The organism is Bartonella tamiae Th239 (genome assembly GCF_000278275.1).
Classification (GTDB): Bacteria; Pseudomonadota; Alphaproteobacteria; order Rhizobiales; family Rhizobiaceae; genus Bartonella; species Bartonella tamiae.
Genome location: NZ_JH725147.1, coordinates 621,359 through 641,935, shown reverse-complemented (window position 1 = coordinate 641,935; position 20,577 = coordinate 621,359). Strand labels below are relative to the sequence as shown.

Sequence of the window (20,577 nt, the reverse complement as noted above, 5' to 3'; positions counted from 1 at the left end):
GCTCAATCTTTTTGCTGAAAACTTCTTTTCATAATAAGCGCATCATTGCGACCAGAAGATGTCTGATAATAAGCTGGTCTGCGCCCTATTTCCTGAAATGAAAAATAATGATAAAGATGAAGGGCAGCCTTGTTCGTTTCATCCACTTCAAGAAATAAACTTGTTGCTCGTTCTCGATAAAGATGACGCAACACAGCTTCTAAAAGGTCTTTACCAACACCTCTGCTACGAAAATACGGATGCACCGCAATGGTGATAATTTCAGCCTCTTGTAAAACCAATCGACATAAAACAAAACCGAGCAAGCGTTTCGGCTGTCCGACCAAGCGTAAAACATAACCAAAGATTTGCGGATCGGATAAAAATTGTAGAAAAGTTTCCGCATTCCAAGAATCAAAAAATGCCGTTTGATGCACAGCTTCAAGCGCTCCAACATCATCTTTTTCAATATGTGTGATAGAAAAGTTATTTTTTAAAAAGGGAAAGCCAACCATATTCACTTCCTTGCAAGTGCATATCCTGTTTGAGGTTTTGCATCTGCATCACGCAAATAAAGTGGTTTTGGCAATTCAGAAAACTTTTTATTTTCTGCTAAAAAAGCATAACTCACAATATCTGGTGCATCAAATTGAATAATGCGATCGCTTTCTAATGTCATGACGAGACCAAGATCACCTGCATAGGGACCTGCAAGAATATAATCATTTGGCAAATGAAAAGCAAAATTTTCGCGTGCCAATAATTGAGGTGGCGTTATTGGATGCATTGTACTTTGAAAATCTTGACGATACACCAAACCACGTCCAGCATCCATGACGCAAACAATTGCGGTTTTTTTTATATTTTCACTACCCATATTGATCACCGTTTGATAGGCCATGGCTTCAAGAGAACTGACACCAATTGATGGTTTTTTAAACGCTAAAGATAATGCCCGCGCACTTGAAACGCCTATACGCACACCTGTAAATGACCCCGGTCCAACATTTACCGCAAATCGATCAACATCATCAAAAGAGATATGCGCTTCATGAAAAAGCATTGATAGTTGCTCAATCAGCTTTTCAGCATGTCCCTTACCTATTGTGTCACTTATGCGCGCAACTATTTCACCATTGTTGACAAGCGCAACGGCACAATTTTTTAATCCAGTATCAAGTGCAAGTATCATCATCTTCTAAATGTAAATCATTGCCATAAAAAACAAAAGACTTCATCTTCATTAAAGACTGGATCTATGACGCATTTTTGCACTTTCTTTTAAAACGGTCAGAAAATCTGTACACCATTGTGTAATATTGTTTTTTGTAATATCCGCCATCATCGGTTTCCACCGAGTTAGCCGTTCTTCCAAAGACATGGATAAAGCGCGCGCAATTGCATCACCCACACCATCACGGTCGTATGGATTAACAAGGAGCGCATTTTTTAATTCACGAGCTGCGCCTGCAAATCTTGAAAGAATAAGTACACCCGGATTTTCAGGATTTTGCGCCGCAACATATTCTTTTGCAACCATATTCATCCCATCACGCAAAGGTGTGACAAGACCAACGCGTGCCATACGATAAAGTCCAGCTAATGTCTCTCGTGGCGTAGATTGATTTATATAACGAATTGGTGTCCAGTCGATACGACCATATTCACCATTAATACGACCAACAATTGTTGCAATATGTGTTTGCATCTTATCAAACTCGACCACCCCATTGCGTGATTTTGGTGTAATTTGCAAAAAAGATACACGCCCGCGACTTCCGGGATAAGCTTTAATAAAACGTTCATATGCCTCCATACGATGAAGAATGCCCTTAGAATAGTCTAAGCGATCAACACCAATAATTAAATCTTGATCGCCTAAACTTTTTTCCATTTGCCGCTGTCTTATGGATTTTTTTTGAAGATGATGCGTATAAGAAAAATCTTGAATATTGATCCCAATTGGAAATGCCCCAACGAAAAAACGCTGATGATAGGCATGAAAATATCCATTTTTTAAATCTTCTCCGACACTTTCTCGTAATAAACATTGTTTAAAATTTTCAACATCAAAATCTGTTTGAAATCCAACCACATCAAATGTTGATAAGCCGCGTAAAAGCACTTCGTAAACAGGAAGTGTGAAAAAAACATCTGGGGGTGGCCATGGTATATGGAAAAAAAATCCAATTGGATTCGATATGCCTTTTTGCCGTAATTCAGATGCCAAAGGGATAAGATGATAGTCATGAACCCAGATAATATCGTCTGCCTCAATTAAAGGTGCGATTTGTTCTGCAAACAAACGATTTACACGAAAATATCCTGACATATCTTGTCGGGCATAATCTATGAGATCAATACGGTAATGACAAAGAGGCCATAACATACCATTGGCAAAACCTGCATAATATTCATCAACATCTTGCCGTGATAAATCTATTAATGCATAAGATATATTTCCTTTTTCAAGCATTGTAATTTCAGGTTTTTTATCCGTTTGTAAAGTCTTACCAGACCATCCCATCCATAAACCACCGCGTTCTTGCAAAGCGCCATGCAAGCCCACTGCAAGCCCTCCAGCGGGTATTTCACCACTTTTATTCGGCAATGGAACACGGTTAGACACAACAATAAGCCTACTCATTATACTTTACTTTCAAGCCATTGGTACAATTCACCGGGGCTAGTTTGTCTATATATAGCCAGTGTTGGATGTGCAGTATTTCCAACTTTCACTCCAAAACCACCATAATGCTTTGCTGCACCAAACATATCTTCATCGGTGAGATCATCACCAAAACAAATAGGCCGACGATATCGAAAAACAGAATATTGCATAAAATTGTGAAGTGCTGTTGCCTTACTTACGCCTGCAGGCTTTAATTCATAAACCATTTGACCTTTTTGCAATTCATAGTTATTGCCGGCTATATGATGTGCTTTTTTCATCAAATCTTCTGCTTTTGATCTTAGATTTGGTACTAATCGATAATGCAGAGCAAGCGCTTCGTCTTTGTCCTCAATGACAAGTCCAGTAACATTTGAAATCGTATCAAAGAGAAATTTCTTTGCATCCAACAGTCTTGAAGACGTTTTTAATTTATACATACAGTCTTTATTATAACGAATTTGACCACCGTGAAGCCCTGATATTGGTAATTTAATGCCTAATAACGCATCAACATTACGAATTGAGCGTCCAGTATTAATTGCAAGTGCACCTTTTACTTTTTGTGATAGTTTAATAAGCAACAAAGCCAATCCGCTAGGAATTATGACGCCATCGGGTGTTGGTGCAATATCAATCAAAGTCCCATCAAGATCGAAAAATAAGGCAGCATTAGTCAATGTGATGCTCTCAAAGCTTTGAATTGGGATTTTTTGATTATGTGTGTATGGTTGTTTATTGATCATATTTTATGAACTAGGATCATCGGCGAAAATGACAAGTCTTTGACCCTGTGAACTTTATTGATTATGATGCGTTTAAACCCACGATTAAATTCAAGCGGAGAAAATTATGATTAAAAACCATCAAACACGTAATGATATGCCATCTAATGCAAAAACGACAGCAATCGCTTTATTAAATAAAACCTTATCAACATTGATTGACTTATCTCTCGTAACCAAACAAGCACATTGGAACTTAAAAGGACCCAATTTTATTGGCGTACATGAAATGCTTGATGGATTTCGTTCTGATTTAGACGAACATGTAGATATTATCGCCGAACGCGCCGTTCAATTAGGTGGCACAGCTTTAGGAACAACACAAACAGTTGCAGATACAACAAACCTAAACCCCTATCCGACCGATATTTATAAAGTTAATGATCACTTACATGCACTGATTGAACGCTATGGTGATGCTGCAAACGAGATGCGTAAATCCATTGATGATGCTGATGAAGCTGGCGATGCCGATACTGCTGATATATTTACCGCAGCTTCACGCACACTCGATAAAAATCTTTGGTTTTTAGAAGCTCATATTCAAGAACAATAACTTAATAAAACATGTATGAAGGTTCATTCCTTCATACATATATTGCGAACAATATACAAAGATAAGCAAAGTAAGATATTTAAGAGTGAGACATTTTTATAAGAATAAAATATTATTCTTAAAATAAAAAACCCTGCTTGATGCAGGGTTTTTTATTTTCAACAGTTTAACGACCAAATTCACTCTGTTACATTATTAGGTGTTTTTATTTGGACTGCAGGGGCATTATCATTTGGCAATTGCTCAGTTATACTGGGCCGAATAACACGCCCTGAACCACCCATCATATTATAATTAAGATGAGATATGGCAAACCAAGTACCACCAATTACCAATGCAATAAAAACAACACCGCTCCACATGGCTGTCACATTCCATTTTGCATCAGGACCTTCATTTAAATGCAAGAAAAAGATGATCTGAACGACAATTTGAATTAAGGCCATACCAACAAGATAAATCACTTTACTGCTAACGGCCCAATCATCCAACCAATGATTCATGACAGGGAGAAATGATGCAAGTGTTAAAATAACAGAAAGAATAAATCCAACCATATATTTTCCAGCACTAGCACTGTGTGCTTCATTATGTGTATGTGCGCTCATTATAAGACCCCTAAAAGATAAATCGTTGTAAATACACCGATCCAAACAATGTCAAGGAAATGCCAAAAGATCGATAAGCAGGAAAGACGTGTTTTATTATCGTCATCCAATCCACGACGGCTTAAATGAACAAACATAAAAGCCATCCAAATAAGACCAATACTCACGTGAATTCCATGGGTACCAACTAGGAAGAAAAAAGATGACCAATAAGCCGACAAAACTTCCTTACCATAAGACTTAATTCCCGTTTCGAAATCTACACCAGCATAAGCCGCTGGATCAAAATAGAAAACCTCACCAAGAAGATGATGAAACTCATAAAGTTCCATACCGATAAAGCCTGCACCAAGAAGGAAGGTGATGCCTAACCATAGACGCGCACCGCCAATATTATTTTTATAGACTTGCACCATGGCAAAACCATAAGTGATGGAGGAGACCAATAAGAGCGATGTTTCGACCAGAACAAAATTCAAATCAAAAAATTCTTTACCGTTTTGTCCCCCCCCATAAGCGGATCCAAAAACGATCGCCGATGAAAATAATGTTGCAAAAAGAAGCAAGTCAGACAGAATGTATACCAAAAACCCAAAGGTCATTGTTGAACTGCTATCGTGATGATGATCTTGAGCGTGAGATGTTGTGACAGTTGTCGTACTCATGCTTTTTCTCCATGCGCTTTTAAGACAGAAGTAAATTCGTCTTCTATTTTTTGTACTTCATTGGCTGAAATATAATAACCATGATGATCACCATTGAGTGAATGAGCAAAAATAGTTATTGAAAAACCAACCAATCCGACAGCTGCAAGCCACCAAATATGCCACACTAATGCAAACCCAACAGCGAGCAAGAAAGCACTTGCGATAATACCAGCACTTGAATTTGACGGCATATGAATTTTATCAAATCCTTTGAGCTTTCTTTTTTCACCACGCTGTTTCATATCCCAAAAGGCATCATCTGATTGCACGATCGGAATAGTCGCAAAGTTATAGGCAGGTGGCGGCGATGAAATAGACCATTCAAGTGTACGCGAGTCGCCCCAAGGGTCATTATGAATAACAGGAAGTTTTCCTTTATGCTTATAACCGTACCAAATAGCGATCAAAATTTGTAATACAAAGCATAAAATACCGATCAGAATAATTAATGCACCAACTGCGGCAACCCAGAAAAAAGGCGCCCAGTCTTCTCGTGTATAATGCTGCATACGACGCGTCGCCCCCATTAAACCGACTGCATAAAGCGGAAAGAAAGCAAAATAAAAACCAACAAACCAGCACCAGAAAGATGCAATACCTAATTTACGGTTTGGCTTCACACCAAAAGCTTTCGGGAACCAATACGCCAAACCCCCAAGATATGACAACACAACACCACCAATAATAGTATGATGAAAGTGAGCCACTAAGAAAAGCGAATTGTGAAATTGCATATCAGCTGGCACTACTGCCAATAAAACACCTGTAAGACCACCACCAACGAAGGTAAACATCATACCCATAGCCCATAACATAGGTGGTTCAAACCGAATGCGACCTTTATACATTGTAAAGAGCCAGTTAAAGACTTTCACACCAGTTGGGACAGCAATAATCATTGTGGCAATACCAAAGAAACTATTGACAATTTCACCACCACCCATCGTAAAGAAGTGATGAGCCCAAACAAGACATGACAAAATCAGAATCACTAAAACAGCCCAAACCATGGATGCATAGCCAAAAAGACGTTTCGAAGAAAATGTCGGCACAATCTCTGAGATGATACCAAAGGCTGGTATAACAAGAACATAAACTTCAGGATGTCCAAAAATCCAGACAAAGTTAATCCACACCATCGGATTAGCACCCGCTGTGTTGGTAAAGAAGTTCATATCTAAATAACGATCGCCAGCCAACATTGCTAAAGCAACAGTCAAAACTGGATAAATGATCAAAATAAGAATATTGGCAACCAATGCTGTCCAACAAAAAACAGGCATTTTCATCATAGTCATGCCAGGAGCACGCATTTTTATAATGGTTGCGACAAAATTGACCGCACCCATTGTTGTTGCAATACCTGAAAGCTGCAATGACCAAAGGTAGTAATCAACACCTGTGTCGGGACTATTTTCGAGCGCTGTAAATGGTGGATACATCAACCAACCACCACGGCCAAAATTACCCATGACAAATGAAATGTTGATAAGGATTGCACCTGCTGCGGTAATCCAAAAACCAAGATTATTGGCAAATGGAAATGCAACGTCTCGTGCACCAAGTTGCAGCGGCACGACATAATTCAAAATTCCAAACAACATCGGCGTTGCCATGAAAAATATCATAATCGTTCCATGTGCCGAAAAAATCTGATCATAGTGATCAGGTGGCAAAAAGCCTGCTGTTTCTGACCCCAAAGCCAATGCTTGGTGGGAACGCATTAATAGTGCATCCGTAAAACCACGCACAAGCATGATAATGGACAATACAATATACATAATCCCGATCCGTTTATGATCAACGGTCGTAATCCAATTGCGCCATAATGGCCCTAACCAACCCATAAATAAAATTGCAACAGCAACAACGGCAACCATAGCCACGACAACGATTGTCGTAAAAAGAACAATTGGCTCATGCTCTAAAGCATGAAATGTACCAGCTACCGGATCTGTAAGTCTTCCTAACAACATGTTTCAACCCACATAATAAATTTTTTTAAAAAAAAGAGACGCAATTAAATTGCCCACTCTTATCGACGACTTTATTGTCTTTGAATAACACCAGGATCAAACACTGAACACAATTCGCCCCAAAGTGTTTGAGCAGCGGCTAGCTTCATTTGATCTTCATTACAAGTCGTTCCGTCAACGACACACCGATTAACGACACGATAATAAAGATTAGGATCAACGTGAGAAAAATAACGCACTTCGGCGTCTTTTTCTTTAGCTGCAACGTCTCCCATTTTTGGGGCGACAGCAAGACGCTGATATGATTGTCTATCTAATTCATTGCCACTTTGACGGGCAGTTTCAATCCATTGGTTAAAATCAGCTTCAGGTACTGAATGCCATTTAAAATGCATTGTTGCAAAACCATCACCACTATAATTAGCTGAGCGGCCATAAAAAACACCATCTTCGTCCGCGATTAAATGCAGCTTAGCATTCATTTGAGGCATCGCATAAATTAAACTTCCAAGTTTTGGCACCCAAAATGCATTAATCGCACTTTCCGATGAAATCTGAAGAAAAACCTGACGACCCTTAGGAGCATAAATTTCGTTAATTGAAGCAACACCATATTCAGGATAAATAAAGAGCCATTTCCAATCAAGAGCTACAACATCAATCTGTAAGGGCTTTTCATCACCAGCAATTTCTTGCGATATGACTTTAGACGGTTCTAACTTAAATGTATAATATACTGTCATCGCCCCTAAGATAGTAACGATCACAATTGGTATCCCCCACATATAGGTTTCAACCTTTTTAGAATGCCCCCAATCGGGGAGATATTCTGATTTCGTATTGGTTGCACGATATTTAATTGCAAAATAAACAACTGCAATCATTACAGGTATAACCACACATAGCATAACCGCTACGCAGATAATAATCAGCATCAATTGTTGTTGGGCGATATAGCCTGCAGGCTTGAGAACATCAAATTCACAACCTGTCAAAAGCAATAAGGATGCGAGAACAGTTACCAGCCCCGTTAATTTAACAAAATATTTCATTCCTACCTGCCTTTATATGCATCGCATACTTTCGTATGAGGGTAAATACGCTTAAAACCCATAAAAGTTTCTGATGTTTTACCGTCACACCTATTCCATCCTAGCGTTTTCCAAGACTGGATAAATTATTCTCTTAGAACACTTTTAAACTTACCACACATGCCTAATGCGTAAAGAATTGTATTCTTTTTAAAATATAATGCTTTTGCAACAGACATAATTGTGGCAGCTTCTAGGCAATGTATTACCTTTTAAGCGAAATTTCGCAAGTTTTTTTTTAACCTGCGGCAATATGCGCGGTCTTTTCACATTTATTTATAGAATATTTCTATTCATTCAAACTATTCATAATAAAGTGAATAGCAAATTCATATCCTTTGCTCCCGCAACCTGCAATGACAGCATCTGCTCTCGAAGAGATAAATGAGTGATGACGAAACGGCTCTCTTTTATGAATATTTGACAAATGTACTTCTACAACAGGACCTTGAAACATTTTAAGCGCATCTAATAGTGCAATTGATGTGTGACTATAAGCCGCAGGATTAATTATAATCCCATGGGCAGTTTTTATCGCTTCATGAATATATTCAACAAGTTCACCTTCATGATTGCTCTGATGGAAAATACCTCTTACGTCATAAGTTTTAAGACACGAAAAACATTTTTTTTCAATATCCTTCAAGCTCTCAGATCCATAAATATCAGGCTCTCTTGTGCCTAATAAATTTAAATTTGGACCATTCACAATCATGATTTTTTGAGTCATTACGGCTCACTCCAAAAGACTATTTAATTTTTAATACGCACAATTTAATCTTTTTCTTTTGACAGTAAAGCACCGTCATGAATTTCAAAAAATTCTGCTTTATTGTCTAATCCATTAAAAAGTGTTTTATCCGTTCCTGTCATAAAAACCTGACCTCCCAAGTGATCCAGAATGGAAAAAAGACTTAATCGACGCGCAGGGTCTAGATGTGCCATCATTTCATCCAGTAGTAGTATTGGTATAATTCCAGAAATTTTAGCTGTTAATTGAGCATGTGAAAGCACAAGACCCGTTAAAAGTGCCTTTTGTTCACCTGTTGAACACAGTGCGGCAGCCATATTTTTTTTTCGGTAAATCACTTTTAAATCACTGCGATGAGTGCCTTCACGCGTCCTGCCTCCTGCAATTTGGTCGCTTTTACGCTCATCATGCAAATATTGACGATACGATTCTTCAACATCAATGGCTGATTTCTTAATAAGTGCATTTTCAATGCAACCATCGAGACTGACAATCGCTTTTGGAAAACCGTTCTCACCGTCTTCTATAGCGTTCATATCAGTTAAAAGACGCACAACATCTAAGCGTGCAGCACCAATAGCTGTTGCGAGCTCTGCCATATTATGCTCAACCGCATCAAACCATGCGTTATCGGCATGGTCTTGCAACAAAAGACGATTGCGCGCGCGCATCAGCTTTTCAAAATCCATAACACGACGCGCATGAAAAGAATCAACAGATAACACCATCCGATCTAGAAAGCGCCGTCTATCACTACTGGCACCCATAAACAGTCCATCCATTGAAGGCACAAGCCAACTTATTCGACAATAATCGCTTAATCGATCTGCACTGCCCGTTTGTCCATTTATACGAACTTTTCTTCCAGTTTCTATACCATCGGTTGTTGTTCCGATATCAATATCACCAAAATCATCAGATAAAAGATGAGTAAAAACAACAAACCCGTTTAACGGATTATTGGCAGACGCAATATCATTATAGGCTGCACGTCTTAGTCCTCGACCCGGCGATAAAAATGACAAAGATTCAAGCAAATTTGTTTTGCCTGCACCATTATGCCCTGTAAAGACGACATAACGGCTTGAAAAATCCAGTTGTAAGGACTGGTAATTGCGATAATTATTAAGCTTTAACTGCTGAACGGTGACTTTAGTAGCCTGCGCTTTTATCACCGACACGTCTCAAATCCTATACACGCATAGGCATTAAAACATATAACGCGTCTGCATCTGCATCATCACGAATAAGTGTTGGCGCACCAGAATCAGCAAGCATAAAAATCGCATTATCGCCAGAAAGTTGAGCGGCGATGTCCAACAAATAACGTGAGTTAAAGCCAATTTCGATAGAATCGGCATCATATTCTGCAGAGATTTGATCTTCAGCGCTGCCAGAATCAGGATTATTCACTGTTAATGTGACCTGTCCACTTTCAATCGAAAGCTTAACAGCACGACCTCGATCGCTTGATATAGTTGACACACGATCAACAGCAGAAGCAAAGCCTTGACGATCAATCACTAATTTTTTGTCATTATTAACTGGAATCACCCGTTGATACTCTGGAAAAGTTCCGTCAATTAATTTCGATGTTAAAACGACCGAATCGACAACAAAACGAATTTTTGATTCAGATAGTTCAATTTTAATTTCTGCGTCCGAATCATCGCCAAGAAGTTTTTGAAGTTCACTGACAGCCTTACGCGGAATAATGATACCGGGCATGCCTTCCGAGCCTTCAGCCGCGACCATTTCTGCTTGTGCCAAACGATGACCATCTGTTGCGACCGCGCGCAACTTTAAGCCTTCATTATCGATGACATGAAAATGAATACCATTAAGATAATACCGTGTCTCTTCAGTTGAAATTGCAAATTGTGTGCAATCAATCAAACGTTTTAACGCTGATGCTGTAAGGGTAAAGTGATGAGTAAACTCACCAGCACTTAATTCTGGAAAATCTGCTTTTGGCAAACATTGTAATTTAAAATTAGAACGACCTGAAATAACAGACATTGTCTGACCGTTATCAGAAACAGAAAGCTTCACTTCACCACCGTCTGGTAACTTTCTAACAATATCGTAGAGAAGATGAGCCGGAACTGTTGTTGCACCATCTTGTTCAATATTTCCTAGTGTTTGCTCTGTCACTTCTAGATCAAGATCTGTTGCTTTAAATTCAACTTTTCCTTGAGAAGCATCAATAAGAACATTAGACAAAATAGGAATAGTATTGCGTCGTTCGACAACACGATGAACGCGACTTAATGATTTTAAAAGATGACTGCGATCAACGACAATACGCATATTAACACTCACTTATACCGAACCAGAACTCTGTATATTCAACCATGTGATGAATTTCTAACAGGGATAATCAACAAGTTGGAAAGAATCATCAACAAAAATGCCTTTTCGACACTTAAATTGCCAGAATCTTCATCATAAATGCAAGTCACCAAGTCCTATAATTCAATCTTGCCTGTTGATAAGCATCGAAGATTAGGTAGATTGCTCTCCAATTAAACGCTTCAACAATTCCAATTCTTTTGCCAATTGTTGATCTCCATCAACCATATCTTCAATTTTACGAACAGCATGAAGAACAGTCGTATGATCACGCCCACCAAAACGCCGACCAATTTCGGGCAATGAACGTGGCGTTAACATTTTGGCCAAATACATTGCAACTTGGCGCGGTTTAACTATTGTGCGTGTACGACGATTAGAAAGCAAATCCTGTTTTGAAACATTATAATGACGCGCAACGACACGCTGAATTTCCTCAATGCGAATGCGTTTAGGATCACCTGTTCGCGTTAAATGATCAAGCAATTCATCAATGCGATTAAGAGAAAGATCTGGTTCAAAAGATTGTCGAAATAAAAGCTGATTAAAGGCCCCTTCGAGATCACGACCAGAACCCGATATTGTGTTTGCTATATGTGTGAGAACATCCTCTGTGATTGCGATGGAAGGATCTTCTTTTTGTGCGTTTTTTAAACGTTGACGCAACATTTGCAATCGCATTTCAAAATCTGGTGTCTCAACTTCAAGGGCAACACCGCCTTGAAGTCTTGAACGCACACGAACATCTAATGATTCCAATTCAGCAGGAGAACGATCCGCTGCAACGACCACCTGTTTTGCACCATCAAGCAACATATTTAACAAATGGCAAAATTCATGTTGGATCGATTTTCCTTGTAAAAATTGCATATCATCTATGATAAGTAAATCAATATCACGAAGCTGTTCTTTAAATGACAGAGCATCATTATCGCGAATAGCCGTTGCAAATCTCCACATAAAATATTCAGCTGTCAAATAAATAACACGCATAGGCTGCGGGCGCTGTAAAGCCGCCGCTGCAATCGCTTGAAGCAAATGCGTTTTTCCCAATCCAACTGCCGCATGAATAAAAAGGGGATTAAAACGTAAAGTATTATTGCTTTCAACAATGGAGCGTGCTGCAGCAAGTGCCACTCTATTAGAAGCGCCTTCAACAAAGCTATCAAATGTGTAACGGGCATCAAGTGGAGATCCAAAAATATTTGGCTGAGTATCTGCCAATAATCGATCGGTTTTTGCACGAACTGGCAGAGAAGGTGAATGTCCTACTGCGACGGGGTTTAGAGGCGACTCTTCCGTTGTCTTAATATCTTGAGCTTTGGCAATACGGTTCACACCACGAACAACAACTTCTAATCGTAAAAGATCTGGACATTCATGCCGCCACAACTGTGTTAATAAAGGCGCATAATGATTATTAATCCAAGAGCGTAAAAATGCAGTTGGTACAGATAGACGAATAAGACTGCGACTAAATTCATCAAGTTTTAAACGTCCAAACCAACTGGCATAAGCCTCCGCACCAACATGAACTTTTAATTGCGCCATTACACGAGTGAAAATATCGGCACCATTTTGCCCGACAATTGAATGATGTCCCCCATTTTCCATTACAGTCTCATCTTTATCAATATCATTCACTTTCGACATTTTACGCTTCATTCTCTTTGATAATAATCATTAGCCTAAAAAAGCAATAACAAACGATTTTAAAAATCATTTAAATCACTCAAATACTAATAATTATCCTTTATTTAAAACAAAAAAATATATTCGATGGCTTCAACGAAACCATCAATATATGGCTATAGCCCAATGTAATAATTCAGACCCCGAACACTATAATATATATAAAAGACGCAAATAAAACGTGTAATGTGTACAGTTTTACTCGATATACTTTTACTTTAGCTCTAACACCTCTCAAATACACATCAAATAAACCCTAGAGGTTCATGACAAATTTTAAGGCTAATCTAAAAACGATAACTTAAAGAGTCGCTTCTAGATCTGTATTGTCGACAGACCTGCCTCAAGGCTACGGTTCATCTTATAAAACTTTTTTATTTTTTACTGTTAAAAGCCGATCTTTCGAACATCGATAAAGCCCCGTGAATTCTACGCTATACTATCATGATACAGTGCTTACAATCATGATGAATAAGCTAAGAAAAAGCCTAAAGACAAAAAGATCGAAATGCTCTCAACATTTACAAAATAACCATACAAAAAGGTGAACCATAAAAGCAAGAGGGGGAAAGCAGACATATTAACGTATAAAGCGCAAAAAATTGACTGTTATCGCCTTACAATATGGCTGATCACATTGATTCAATAAGGTTTTTTTCTTGCAATTTTTTTTGTTACACAAAGTAGTTTTTTTTAAAAAAATTTTTAAAAAAAAGCTTGACAAAACAACTACACATTCGAGCGGTTGATGCTTTGTGGAAAACGACATCATAGGGGATTTTTCACTGTATTTTTTTCCGCTTTTGTGATGATATTTTATCCTTTAAATATTGGAAATAAAAAATCAAAAAGACTCATGCGGTCAATAAAAAAGCCGATTTCTCAAAAAGAAATCGGCTTTAAACGATCATAGTAATTTTATATATAAAACTGCTATAAATTTAAGCAGAAAGCGTTTTCAATTGTCTTGCTAAACGTGACACTTTACGTGATGCAGTATTTTTATGGATGACACCTTTTGAAGCAGCTCGCATAATTTCAGGTTCAACAACTTTAAAAGCAACTTCTGCCGCAGCCTTATCACCACCAGCAATTGCATCATCAAATTTACGAATAAATGTACGAACGCGGGAGCGACGTGCCTTATTGACCTGTGTGCGCGCTTCTATTTTACGCACTGCCTTTTTGGCCGAAGGTGTATTCGCCATAAGTTTCTCTTTCTCTCATATTTAAGTGGCAATAATATATGCCTACAATAACAATAATGGCTTATGCGCCATCTATCTTTGTGGGGCTTATAACGTAACTCATAAGCGCTCGTCAATGTGTTTTCGACCAAAAGTGTAAAAATTAAGAGAGTAAAGCTTGGCTTCACTCTCTTTTTCTTTATCACATATCGTCACTGTTATTCAGCGGCAAGATTACGCAACACATATTGCAAAATGCCACCATTATGCAGATAATCAAGCTCATCCACTGTATCGACACGGCAAAGAAGCGGAACATTTTTTTGTGTGCCATCGGCATAAGTAATTTTTGCAAAAGTTTTCTGACGCGGTTTTAATTCGTTGATTCCCTCAATCGTGACTGTCTCATCACCTTTTAAGCCAAGAGACTTCCAGCTTGAACCATCTTCGAAAACAAAAGGAACAATGCCCATACCAACAAGATTTGAACGGTGAATACGCTCAAAAGATTGCGCAATTACTGCTCGAACACCAAGAAGACTTGTTCCCTTTGCCGCCCAGTCACGCGAAGAACCATTTCCATATTCAATACCAGCAAAAACAACCAAAGGCGTATGTTGCTTTTTATATTGCATAGCTGCATCATAAATGGGTTCTTCTTCTTTGCTTGGGTAATGAATAGTGTATCCACCTTCACGACCATTTTCACCCAACATGAAATTACGTATGCGAATATTCGCAAAAGTACCACGCATCATGACCTCATGATTACCACGACGCGTTCCATATTGATTAAAGTCTGCGGGTTTTACACCGTGATCTGTGAGATATTTGCCAGCTGGAGAATCAACCTTAATGGCACCAGCGGGTGAAATATGATCGGTTGTTATTTTATCACCAAAAAGCGCTAAAATACGAGCACTCTCAATATTTTCCAACGGCGAAGGAACTTTAGGCATATCATCAAAATAAGGCGGATTACGCACATAAGTCGATTGATCATCCCACGCATATGTCTCGCCTGCAGGAACATTGACTTTTTGCCAATGCTCATCACCTTTGAAAACATCCGCATATTTTTCTGCAAAGATTTTACGAGTGACATTTTTTTCAATAAATTCTTGAATTTCTTGAGAAGTCGGCCAAATATCTTTGAGATAAACAGGCTGCCCATCAGAACCTTCACCTAAAGGCTCACTGGTGAGGTCCTTTACGACCGTTCCTGCCAAAGCATGAGCTACAACAAGGGGTGGTGAAGCCAAATAATTGGCTTGTACATCAGGGGATACACGCCCTTCAAAATTTCTATTTCCTGAAAGAACGGCGGCAGCAATTAAGCCTTTTTCATTAACCGCTTTTGAAATTGCTGGTGGCAAAGGTCCAGAGTTTCCAATACACGTTGTACAGCCAAAACCAACAAGATTAAATCCCAAAGCATCAAGATCTTTTTGCAATCCAGAATTTGTAAGATAGGCTTCAACCACTTGCGAGCCCGGGGCAAGTGACGTTTTAACCCAAGGCTTTGTTTTCAAACCTTTTGCAACCGCATTGCGCGCCAATAAACCTGCCGCGATCAAAACGCTTGGATTGGATGTATTGGTACACGATGTGATCGCAGCAATAGCAACATCACCATGACCGATTTCAAATTCTTCACCATCAACTGCATAGCGTGTTGTCTGCCCGCTGGTTACTTTGTATTCATCGCGCAAGGCTTTTTCAAAACCACTGCCAACCTCTTCCAAAGCCAGACGTCCTTCTGGGCGTTTTGGTCCTGCCATGGATGGAACAACACTGGCCATATCAAGTTCAAGTGTATTGGTAAAAACAGGGTCTGAAGCATTTTCATCATGCCACATACCTTGAGCTTTTGAATACGCTTCAACTAATGCAATACGCTCTTCATCGCGTCCTGTCATATGTAAATAACGCACAGTTTCTTTATCTATAGGAAAGAAACCACATGTTGCGCCATATTCAGGACCCATATTGGCGATTGTCGCACGGTCAGCCAAAGTCATATGTTCAAGACCAGGTCCGAAAAATTCAACAAATTTTCCAACCACACCTTTTTTGCGCAACATTTGTGTTACGGTCAAAACAAGATCCGTCGCAGTCACGCCTTCTTTTAGTTTACCTGTAAGACGAAATCCTACAACTTCAGGAAGAAGCATGGACACGGGTTGACCAAGCATTGCAGCCTCAGCTTCAATACCACCAACACCCCAACCAAGAACACCAAGACCATTTACCATTGTTGTATGAGAATCGGTTCCAACACACGTATCGGGATAAGCCAAAGTTTGACTATCTTCTTCTTTTGTCCAAACACATTGCGCCAAATATTCAAGATTAACCTGATGGCAAATGCCTGTACCAGGAGGCACAACACGGAAATTTTTAAACGCTTGTTGACCCCATTTCAAAAAGCGATAACGTTCACCATTGCGTTCATATTCAAGGTCAACATTATGTTTAAAAGCAAGTGGATTGCCAAAATCATCAACAATAACAGAATGGTCAATCACCAAATCCACAGGAACAAGCGGATTAATTTTTTCTGCGCTATCCCCCAATTTTACCATAGCATCACGCATTGCTGCTAAATCAACAACTGCTGGAACACCGGTAAAATCTTGCATCAGAACGCGAGAAGGACGATAAGCAATCTCGGCACCAGCGCCACCCTTATCATCCAACCATTTTGCAATATTAACAATATCTTCCTTCTTGACCGTACGCCCATCTTCAAATCGCAGAAGATTTTCTAATAAAACTTTCATAGAAAACGGTAGGCGAGAAACCCCTTCTAGCCCATTCTTTTCAGCTTCTACAAGACTATAATACGTAAAGTCTTTACCATTCACATTCAGCGTCTTGCGGCACTTAAAACTATCTATTTGAGACATGACTGTTCGTCCTTATGCTTGTGAGCCAGAAGCTTTTTTCAGAACGAACGCCACAAACTGCGGGTCAAGATCGCAGATACGGTGCGGGTGCAGTCATTTCCGCTGTCCGTTCCTTACACCACCTATTAGAGACAGAAGTAAGTGTCCGGCCCAAAAATTCTTTCCACACCGACCGCTGGTGTGGTTCTTTAATCTTATAGAAGCTTTTTTGGAACTGTTCCAGACTGAATCTGTGCAAAATTTTGTTAACTTGCCCATTTTTTCGAAAACGGCTATCAAAGATTGAAACAATTCAGGCGGTTATATGAAATTATGTGTTAAAAATCTTAGTGCAAAACGAGGGGAGGATCGTCTTTTTGATCATCTTAGCTTTACATTAAATGAAGGGCAATTGATGACAATTATCGGTTCAAACGGCATCGGAAAGTCAACTTTATTGCGAATCATCGCAGGCTTTTTAAATCCTGAAGAGGGTAATGTATTTTTGACAGAAGAGTCTTTTCATTTTCCTGTCTCTTCTGCCTGTCATTATTTAGGCACTCAAAATGCCATGAAAACACATCTTAGTGTTCTTGACAATCTTACGTTTTGGGCAAACTTTCATGACAAACCATTTTTATCCCCTCAAGACGCTTTAAACGCAGTTGAACTAAGTGGTGTGGAAACGTTACCCTTTGGCGTTCTTTCAACTGGACAAAAAAGGCGTGTGGCCATTGCAAGACTTCTTCTATCTTTTCACCCTTTATGGATTTTAGATGAACCTACCTCTGGACTAGATAGTATTGCCGTTGATATTTTTACTAAGCTTTTAAAACGACACCTTGATAATAAAGGTATGATTATTGCGGCAACACATTTACCGCTTGGATTAGATGTAAACATAAATATTGCTCTTGGTGACTATCTGCCCGATTGGGAGTATTGATTGTGAAAGCTTTATTTTGGCGTGATCTTAAAATGGCGTTTGGCCCCAGCAGTTCACTTCTGACAGGACTCATTTTTTTTGCAATTATCATCATTATCATGCCTTTTGCTCTTGGACCTGATCAAATGCTTCTGGCTCGCATTGGTCCCGGGATGCTTTGGATCGCGGCTCTTCTTGCAACATTGCTTGGGTTAGACAAACTTTTTCAAAGCGATAATGATGATGGTAGCCTTGATATTCTTATCCTTGCCGATCAGCATAAAAGTCTGAGTGTCATTGTCTTTATAAAATGCGCAGCACACTGGTGCGCTACCGTTCTTCCCCTTATACTTGTCACGCCCGTTTTATGTCTTATGCTCCATCTTGAAATAAAACTTGCCATAAGCATTATGATCTCTCTTTTATGTGGTACACCTGCTATAACACTTATCGGTGCTGTTGGCGCAGCTTTGGCGACAGTCCTGCCCAAGGGGGGCATATTAATGTCCATCATTGTTTTGCCCCTTACTGTTCCTGTCATCATTTTTGGTGTTTCTGCCGCCTATGCCGCAACTAATCATGATGTCTCTTTTATAAATCCGCTTATTTTTCTGATTGCGTTATCATTATTTTTTAGCATTTTAGGCCCTTTTGCCGCCTCTTTTGCTCTGAAAGCTTTATCAGAGTAAAGAAAGACGATTGCCAGTTTTTTAAACCTCGCTTATCATGGACATTACTATGGATGGAACACAAAACAAACCAAATTGGTGGCAAAATCTTGCCAATCCAAGCCGCTTTATGTCTTTAAGTAAAACGGCTATGCCGTGGCTTATTGCAATAACCTCTATCCTTCTGATTGTCGGACTATTTTTTGCATTTCGCGCACCAGCGGACTATCAGCAAGGCATAACCGTCCGCATCATGTATATTCATGTTCCTTTTGCTTGGCTTTCTATGTTTTGTTACATAATTATGACTGCCTCTGCATTCGGCACACTTGTTTGGCGGCATCCTTTGGCCGATGTTGCATTAAAATCTGCAGCTCCTATTGGTGCAATATTTACGGCGTTAGCACTCATCACAGGCTCTTTATGGGGACGCCCGACGTGGGGAACATGGTGGGAATGGGATGCACGTCTCACATCCGTATTGGTGCTTTTTTTCATTTATTTAGCAATAATTGCCTTATCACGCGCTTTTGATGATGTTTCAAAAGGTGCTAAGGCCTCAGCCATATTGACCCTTATTGGTTTCATCAACATACCTATTATAAAATTTTCCGTTGATTGGTGGAATACACTACATCAACCCGCATCATTAATACGTTCTGGGGGTTCTGCGATTGATCCCTCTATGCTTTGGCCTTTGCTTACAATGGCTATCGGATTTACTTTCTTACTCTTAACTCTTCATTTGGCCTCTATGCGTACCGAAATTATAAGGCGTAAAGTTCATAATTTGCAACGTATGGCAGCGCGGCGTTTACGTAATAAGGAGCGTTCCTTATGAACGATGTTGATCCATCAACCATAACACACGGTTTTTTTGCACAGATCGATATTTGGCTTGGCACTTTAAGCCATAATCAAATTGTTATTTTGAGTTATAGTATAGCTGCTTTCGTTTTATTTGTTTTAATTATCTATATTATTGTTGCAGGAAAACGCGAAAACACGAAACTTTTAAAGCTTGAAGCCATGAAACAAACACAGATTGAACAAAACAAAAAAGCAAGGCATAAAACAAAAAATGGATAAGAATAATAAAACCATGCGTTGGCCGGTTGCTTTGGCACTTTTTGGGCCGTTCATTCTGTTTGTTATGCTCGTTGTCCTTATGTATAATCATATGGAAAAAACGGATCCTAATAGTCAAAACCTTGTACCGAATGCCTTGGCAGGAAAAACCGTTCCTCAAACAAAATTGCCCTTATTGGGAAAAGACGGTGTGTTCGATCCGCAAAATTTAAAAGGGCGTGTTACATTGGTTAATTTTTGGGGATCTTGGTGCCCACCTTGCCGTGACGAACATCCCGTTTTAATGGAGATCAGCAAAGATCAACGATTTGATCTTGTCGGTATCAATTATAAAGACAAACAAGAAAATGCACAGCGTTTTCTAACAAATTTTGGCAATCCGTTTCAATCTATTGGTTTTGATCCATCAGGACGCGCCGCCATTAATTGGGGTGTTTATGGACCACCAGAAACATTTTTGTTAAGTGCCGATGGGATCATCTTATATAAACATATTGGTCCTTTATCACCTCAAATTTATGCTCAAGAAACTTTACCAGAAATTGAAAGAGCCCTCACTCTTCAACAAAACGCCAAAACCAATTCCAAATAAACCCATCTCCATCATGAAAAATTTAATTTTATTTTAAGTGGTCTGCATAACCGCCTAAAA

General features: G+C 39.2%; 20 protein-coding genes. 6 read left to right on the top strand and 14 right to left on the bottom strand.

All coding sequences use genetic code 11. The annotated features are described in order from the left end of the window. Nucleotides 1-2 precede the first annotated feature (2 nt). Genes rimI through otsB form a run of 4 tightly spaced genes read right to left on the bottom strand, consistent with a single transcriptional unit; the run spans nucleotide 3 to nucleotide 3,330 of the window. A complete protein-coding gene (gene rimI, locus ME5_RS02940; protein WP_008038256.1) occupies nucleotides 3-494 on the bottom strand; it encodes a ribosomal protein S18-alanine N-acetyltransferase in 492 nt (163 codons plus the stop codon). A 2-nt stretch (nucleotides 495-496) separates the two neighbouring features. Beyond that, nucleotides 497-1,174, bottom strand: a complete 678-nt coding sequence (gene tsaB / locus ME5_RS02935) for a tRNA (adenosine(37)-N6)-threonylcarbamoyltransferase complex dimerization subunit type 1 TsaB (protein ID WP_008038254.1) — start codon at nucleotides 1,172-1,174, stop codon at nucleotides 497-499. A 48-nt stretch (nucleotides 1,175-1,222) separates the two neighbouring features. Then, nucleotides 1,223-2,626 (bottom strand): alpha,alpha-trehalose-phosphate synthase (UDP-forming), encoded by a 1,404-nt coding sequence (gene otsA / locus ME5_RS02930; RefSeq protein WP_008038253.1) that lies wholly within the window; start codon nucleotides 2,624-2,626, stop codon nucleotides 1,223-1,225. Next, nucleotides 2,626-3,330, bottom strand: coding sequence for a trehalose-phosphatase (gene otsB / locus ME5_RS02925; protein ID WP_245256477.1), 705 nt, complete (start codon nucleotides 3,328-3,330; stop codon nucleotides 2,626-2,628). Before otsB ends, otsA begins: the two co-directional genes overlap by 1 nt. Before the next feature lie 172 nt (nucleotides 3,331-3,502). Between otsB and dps the strand changes: the two genes are divergently transcribed. Continuing rightward, nucleotides 3,503-3,991 (top strand): DNA starvation/stationary phase protection protein Dps, encoded by a 489-nt coding sequence (dps, locus tag ME5_RS02920; RefSeq protein ID WP_008038250.1) that lies wholly within the window; start codon nucleotides 3,503-3,505, stop codon nucleotides 3,989-3,991. A 179-nt stretch (nucleotides 3,992-4,170) separates the two neighbouring features. Here the strand turns inward: dps and cyoD are convergent, their stop codons facing one another. The 10 genes from cyoD to acnA form a co-directional block, all read right to left on the bottom strand. Next, complete coding sequence (gene cyoD, locus ME5_RS02915; RefSeq protein ID WP_008038239.1) at nucleotides 4,171-4,599, bottom strand: cytochrome o ubiquinol oxidase subunit IV; 429 nt, start codon at nucleotides 4,597-4,599, stop codon at nucleotides 4,171-4,173. After that, nucleotides 4,599-5,264 carry a cytochrome (ubi)quinol oxidase subunit III gene (locus ME5_RS02910; protein ID WP_008038237.1) on the bottom strand — a complete coding sequence of 222 codons (666 nt, stop codon included), beginning with the start codon at nucleotides 5,262-5,264 and terminating at the stop codon, nucleotides 4,599-4,601. The genes cyoD and ME5_RS02910 overlap by 1 nt, the downstream gene beginning before the upstream one ends. Then, nucleotides 5,261-7,279 carry a cbb3-type cytochrome c oxidase subunit I gene (locus ME5_RS02905; protein WP_035000391.1) on the bottom strand — a complete coding sequence of 673 codons (2,019 nt, stop codon included), beginning with the start codon at nucleotides 7,277-7,279 and terminating at the stop codon, nucleotides 5,261-5,263. Before ME5_RS02905 ends, ME5_RS02910 begins: the two co-directional genes overlap by 4 nt. Before the next feature lie 74 nt (nucleotides 7,280-7,353). Continuing rightward, on the bottom strand, nucleotides 7,354-8,334 hold the full coding sequence (gene cyoA, locus ME5_RS02900) for a ubiquinol oxidase subunit II (RefSeq protein ID WP_008038233.1): 981 nt from the start codon (nucleotides 8,332-8,334) through the stop codon (nucleotides 7,354-7,356). 328 nt (nucleotides 8,335-8,662) lie between these two features. Continuing rightward, nucleotides 8,663-9,103 (bottom strand): type II 3-dehydroquinate dehydratase, encoded by a 441-nt coding sequence (aroQ, locus tag ME5_RS02895; RefSeq protein WP_008038232.1) that lies wholly within the window; start codon nucleotides 9,101-9,103, stop codon nucleotides 8,663-8,665. Nucleotides 9,104-9,147: 44 nt separating this feature from the next. After that, on the bottom strand, nucleotides 9,148-10,305 hold the full coding sequence (gene recF / locus ME5_RS02890; RefSeq protein WP_008038231.1) for a DNA replication/repair protein RecF: 1,158 nt from the start codon (nucleotides 10,303-10,305) through the stop codon (nucleotides 9,148-9,150). A 10-nt stretch (nucleotides 10,306-10,315) separates the two neighbouring features. Then, entirely contained in the window at nucleotides 10,316-11,434 is a 1,119-nt protein-coding gene (dnaN, locus tag ME5_RS02885; RefSeq protein WP_008038230.1) for a DNA polymerase III subunit beta, read from the bottom strand. Between the two features lie 195 nt (nucleotides 11,435-11,629). Further along, nucleotides 11,630-13,129, bottom strand: a complete 1,500-nt coding sequence (dnaA, locus tag ME5_RS02880) for a chromosomal replication initiator protein DnaA (RefSeq protein WP_008038229.1) — start codon at nucleotides 13,127-13,129, stop codon at nucleotides 11,630-11,632. 980 nt (nucleotides 13,130-14,109) lie between these two features. Then, nucleotides 14,110-14,376 carry a 30S ribosomal protein S20 gene (rpsT, locus tag ME5_RS02875; protein WP_008038227.1) on the bottom strand — a complete coding sequence of 89 codons (267 nt, stop codon included), beginning with the start codon at nucleotides 14,374-14,376 and terminating at the stop codon, nucleotides 14,110-14,112. A 197-nt stretch (nucleotides 14,377-14,573) separates the two neighbouring features. Then, nucleotides 14,574-17,264: an aconitate hydratase AcnA gene (gene acnA, locus ME5_RS02870; protein ID WP_008038224.1), complete on the bottom strand. Its 2,691-nt coding sequence runs from the start codon at nucleotides 17,262-17,264 to the stop codon at nucleotides 14,574-14,576. A 304-nt stretch (nucleotides 17,265-17,568) separates the two neighbouring features. On the opposite strand from acnA, the gene ccmA reads away from it, so the two are divergent. From ccmA to ME5_RS02845, 5 genes are read left to right on the top strand one after another with little or no spacing between them, the layout of a single operon-like run. Further along, the gene (ccmA, locus tag ME5_RS02865; protein WP_008038217.1) at nucleotides 17,569-18,189 is read left to right on the top strand and encodes a heme ABC exporter ATP-binding protein CcmA; all 621 of its coding nucleotides are present in this window, start codon (nucleotides 17,569-17,571) and stop codon (nucleotides 18,187-18,189) included. A gap of 2 nt (nucleotides 18,190-18,191) precedes the next feature. After that, a complete protein-coding gene (ccmB, locus tag ME5_RS02860) occupies nucleotides 18,192-18,857 on the top strand; it encodes a heme exporter protein CcmB (protein WP_008038214.1) in 666 nt (221 codons plus the stop codon). Nucleotides 18,858-18,906: 49 nt separating this feature from the next. Continuing rightward, nucleotides 18,907-19,677 carry a heme ABC transporter permease gene (locus ME5_RS02855; RefSeq protein WP_008038212.1) on the top strand — a complete coding sequence of 257 codons (771 nt, stop codon included), beginning with the start codon at nucleotides 18,907-18,909 and terminating at the stop codon, nucleotides 19,675-19,677. Further along, a complete protein-coding gene (locus ME5_RS02850) occupies nucleotides 19,674-19,925 on the top strand; it encodes a heme exporter protein CcmD (protein WP_008038210.1) in 252 nt (83 codons plus the stop codon). The genes ME5_RS02855 and ME5_RS02850 overlap by 4 nt, the downstream gene beginning before the upstream one ends. After that, nucleotides 19,918-20,517, top strand: a complete 600-nt coding sequence (locus ME5_RS02845; RefSeq protein ID WP_008038208.1) for a DsbE family thiol:disulfide interchange protein — start codon at nucleotides 19,918-19,920, stop codon at nucleotides 20,515-20,517. The genes ME5_RS02850 and ME5_RS02845 overlap by 8 nt, the downstream gene beginning before the upstream one ends. Nucleotides 20,518-20,577: the final 60 nt, after the last annotated feature.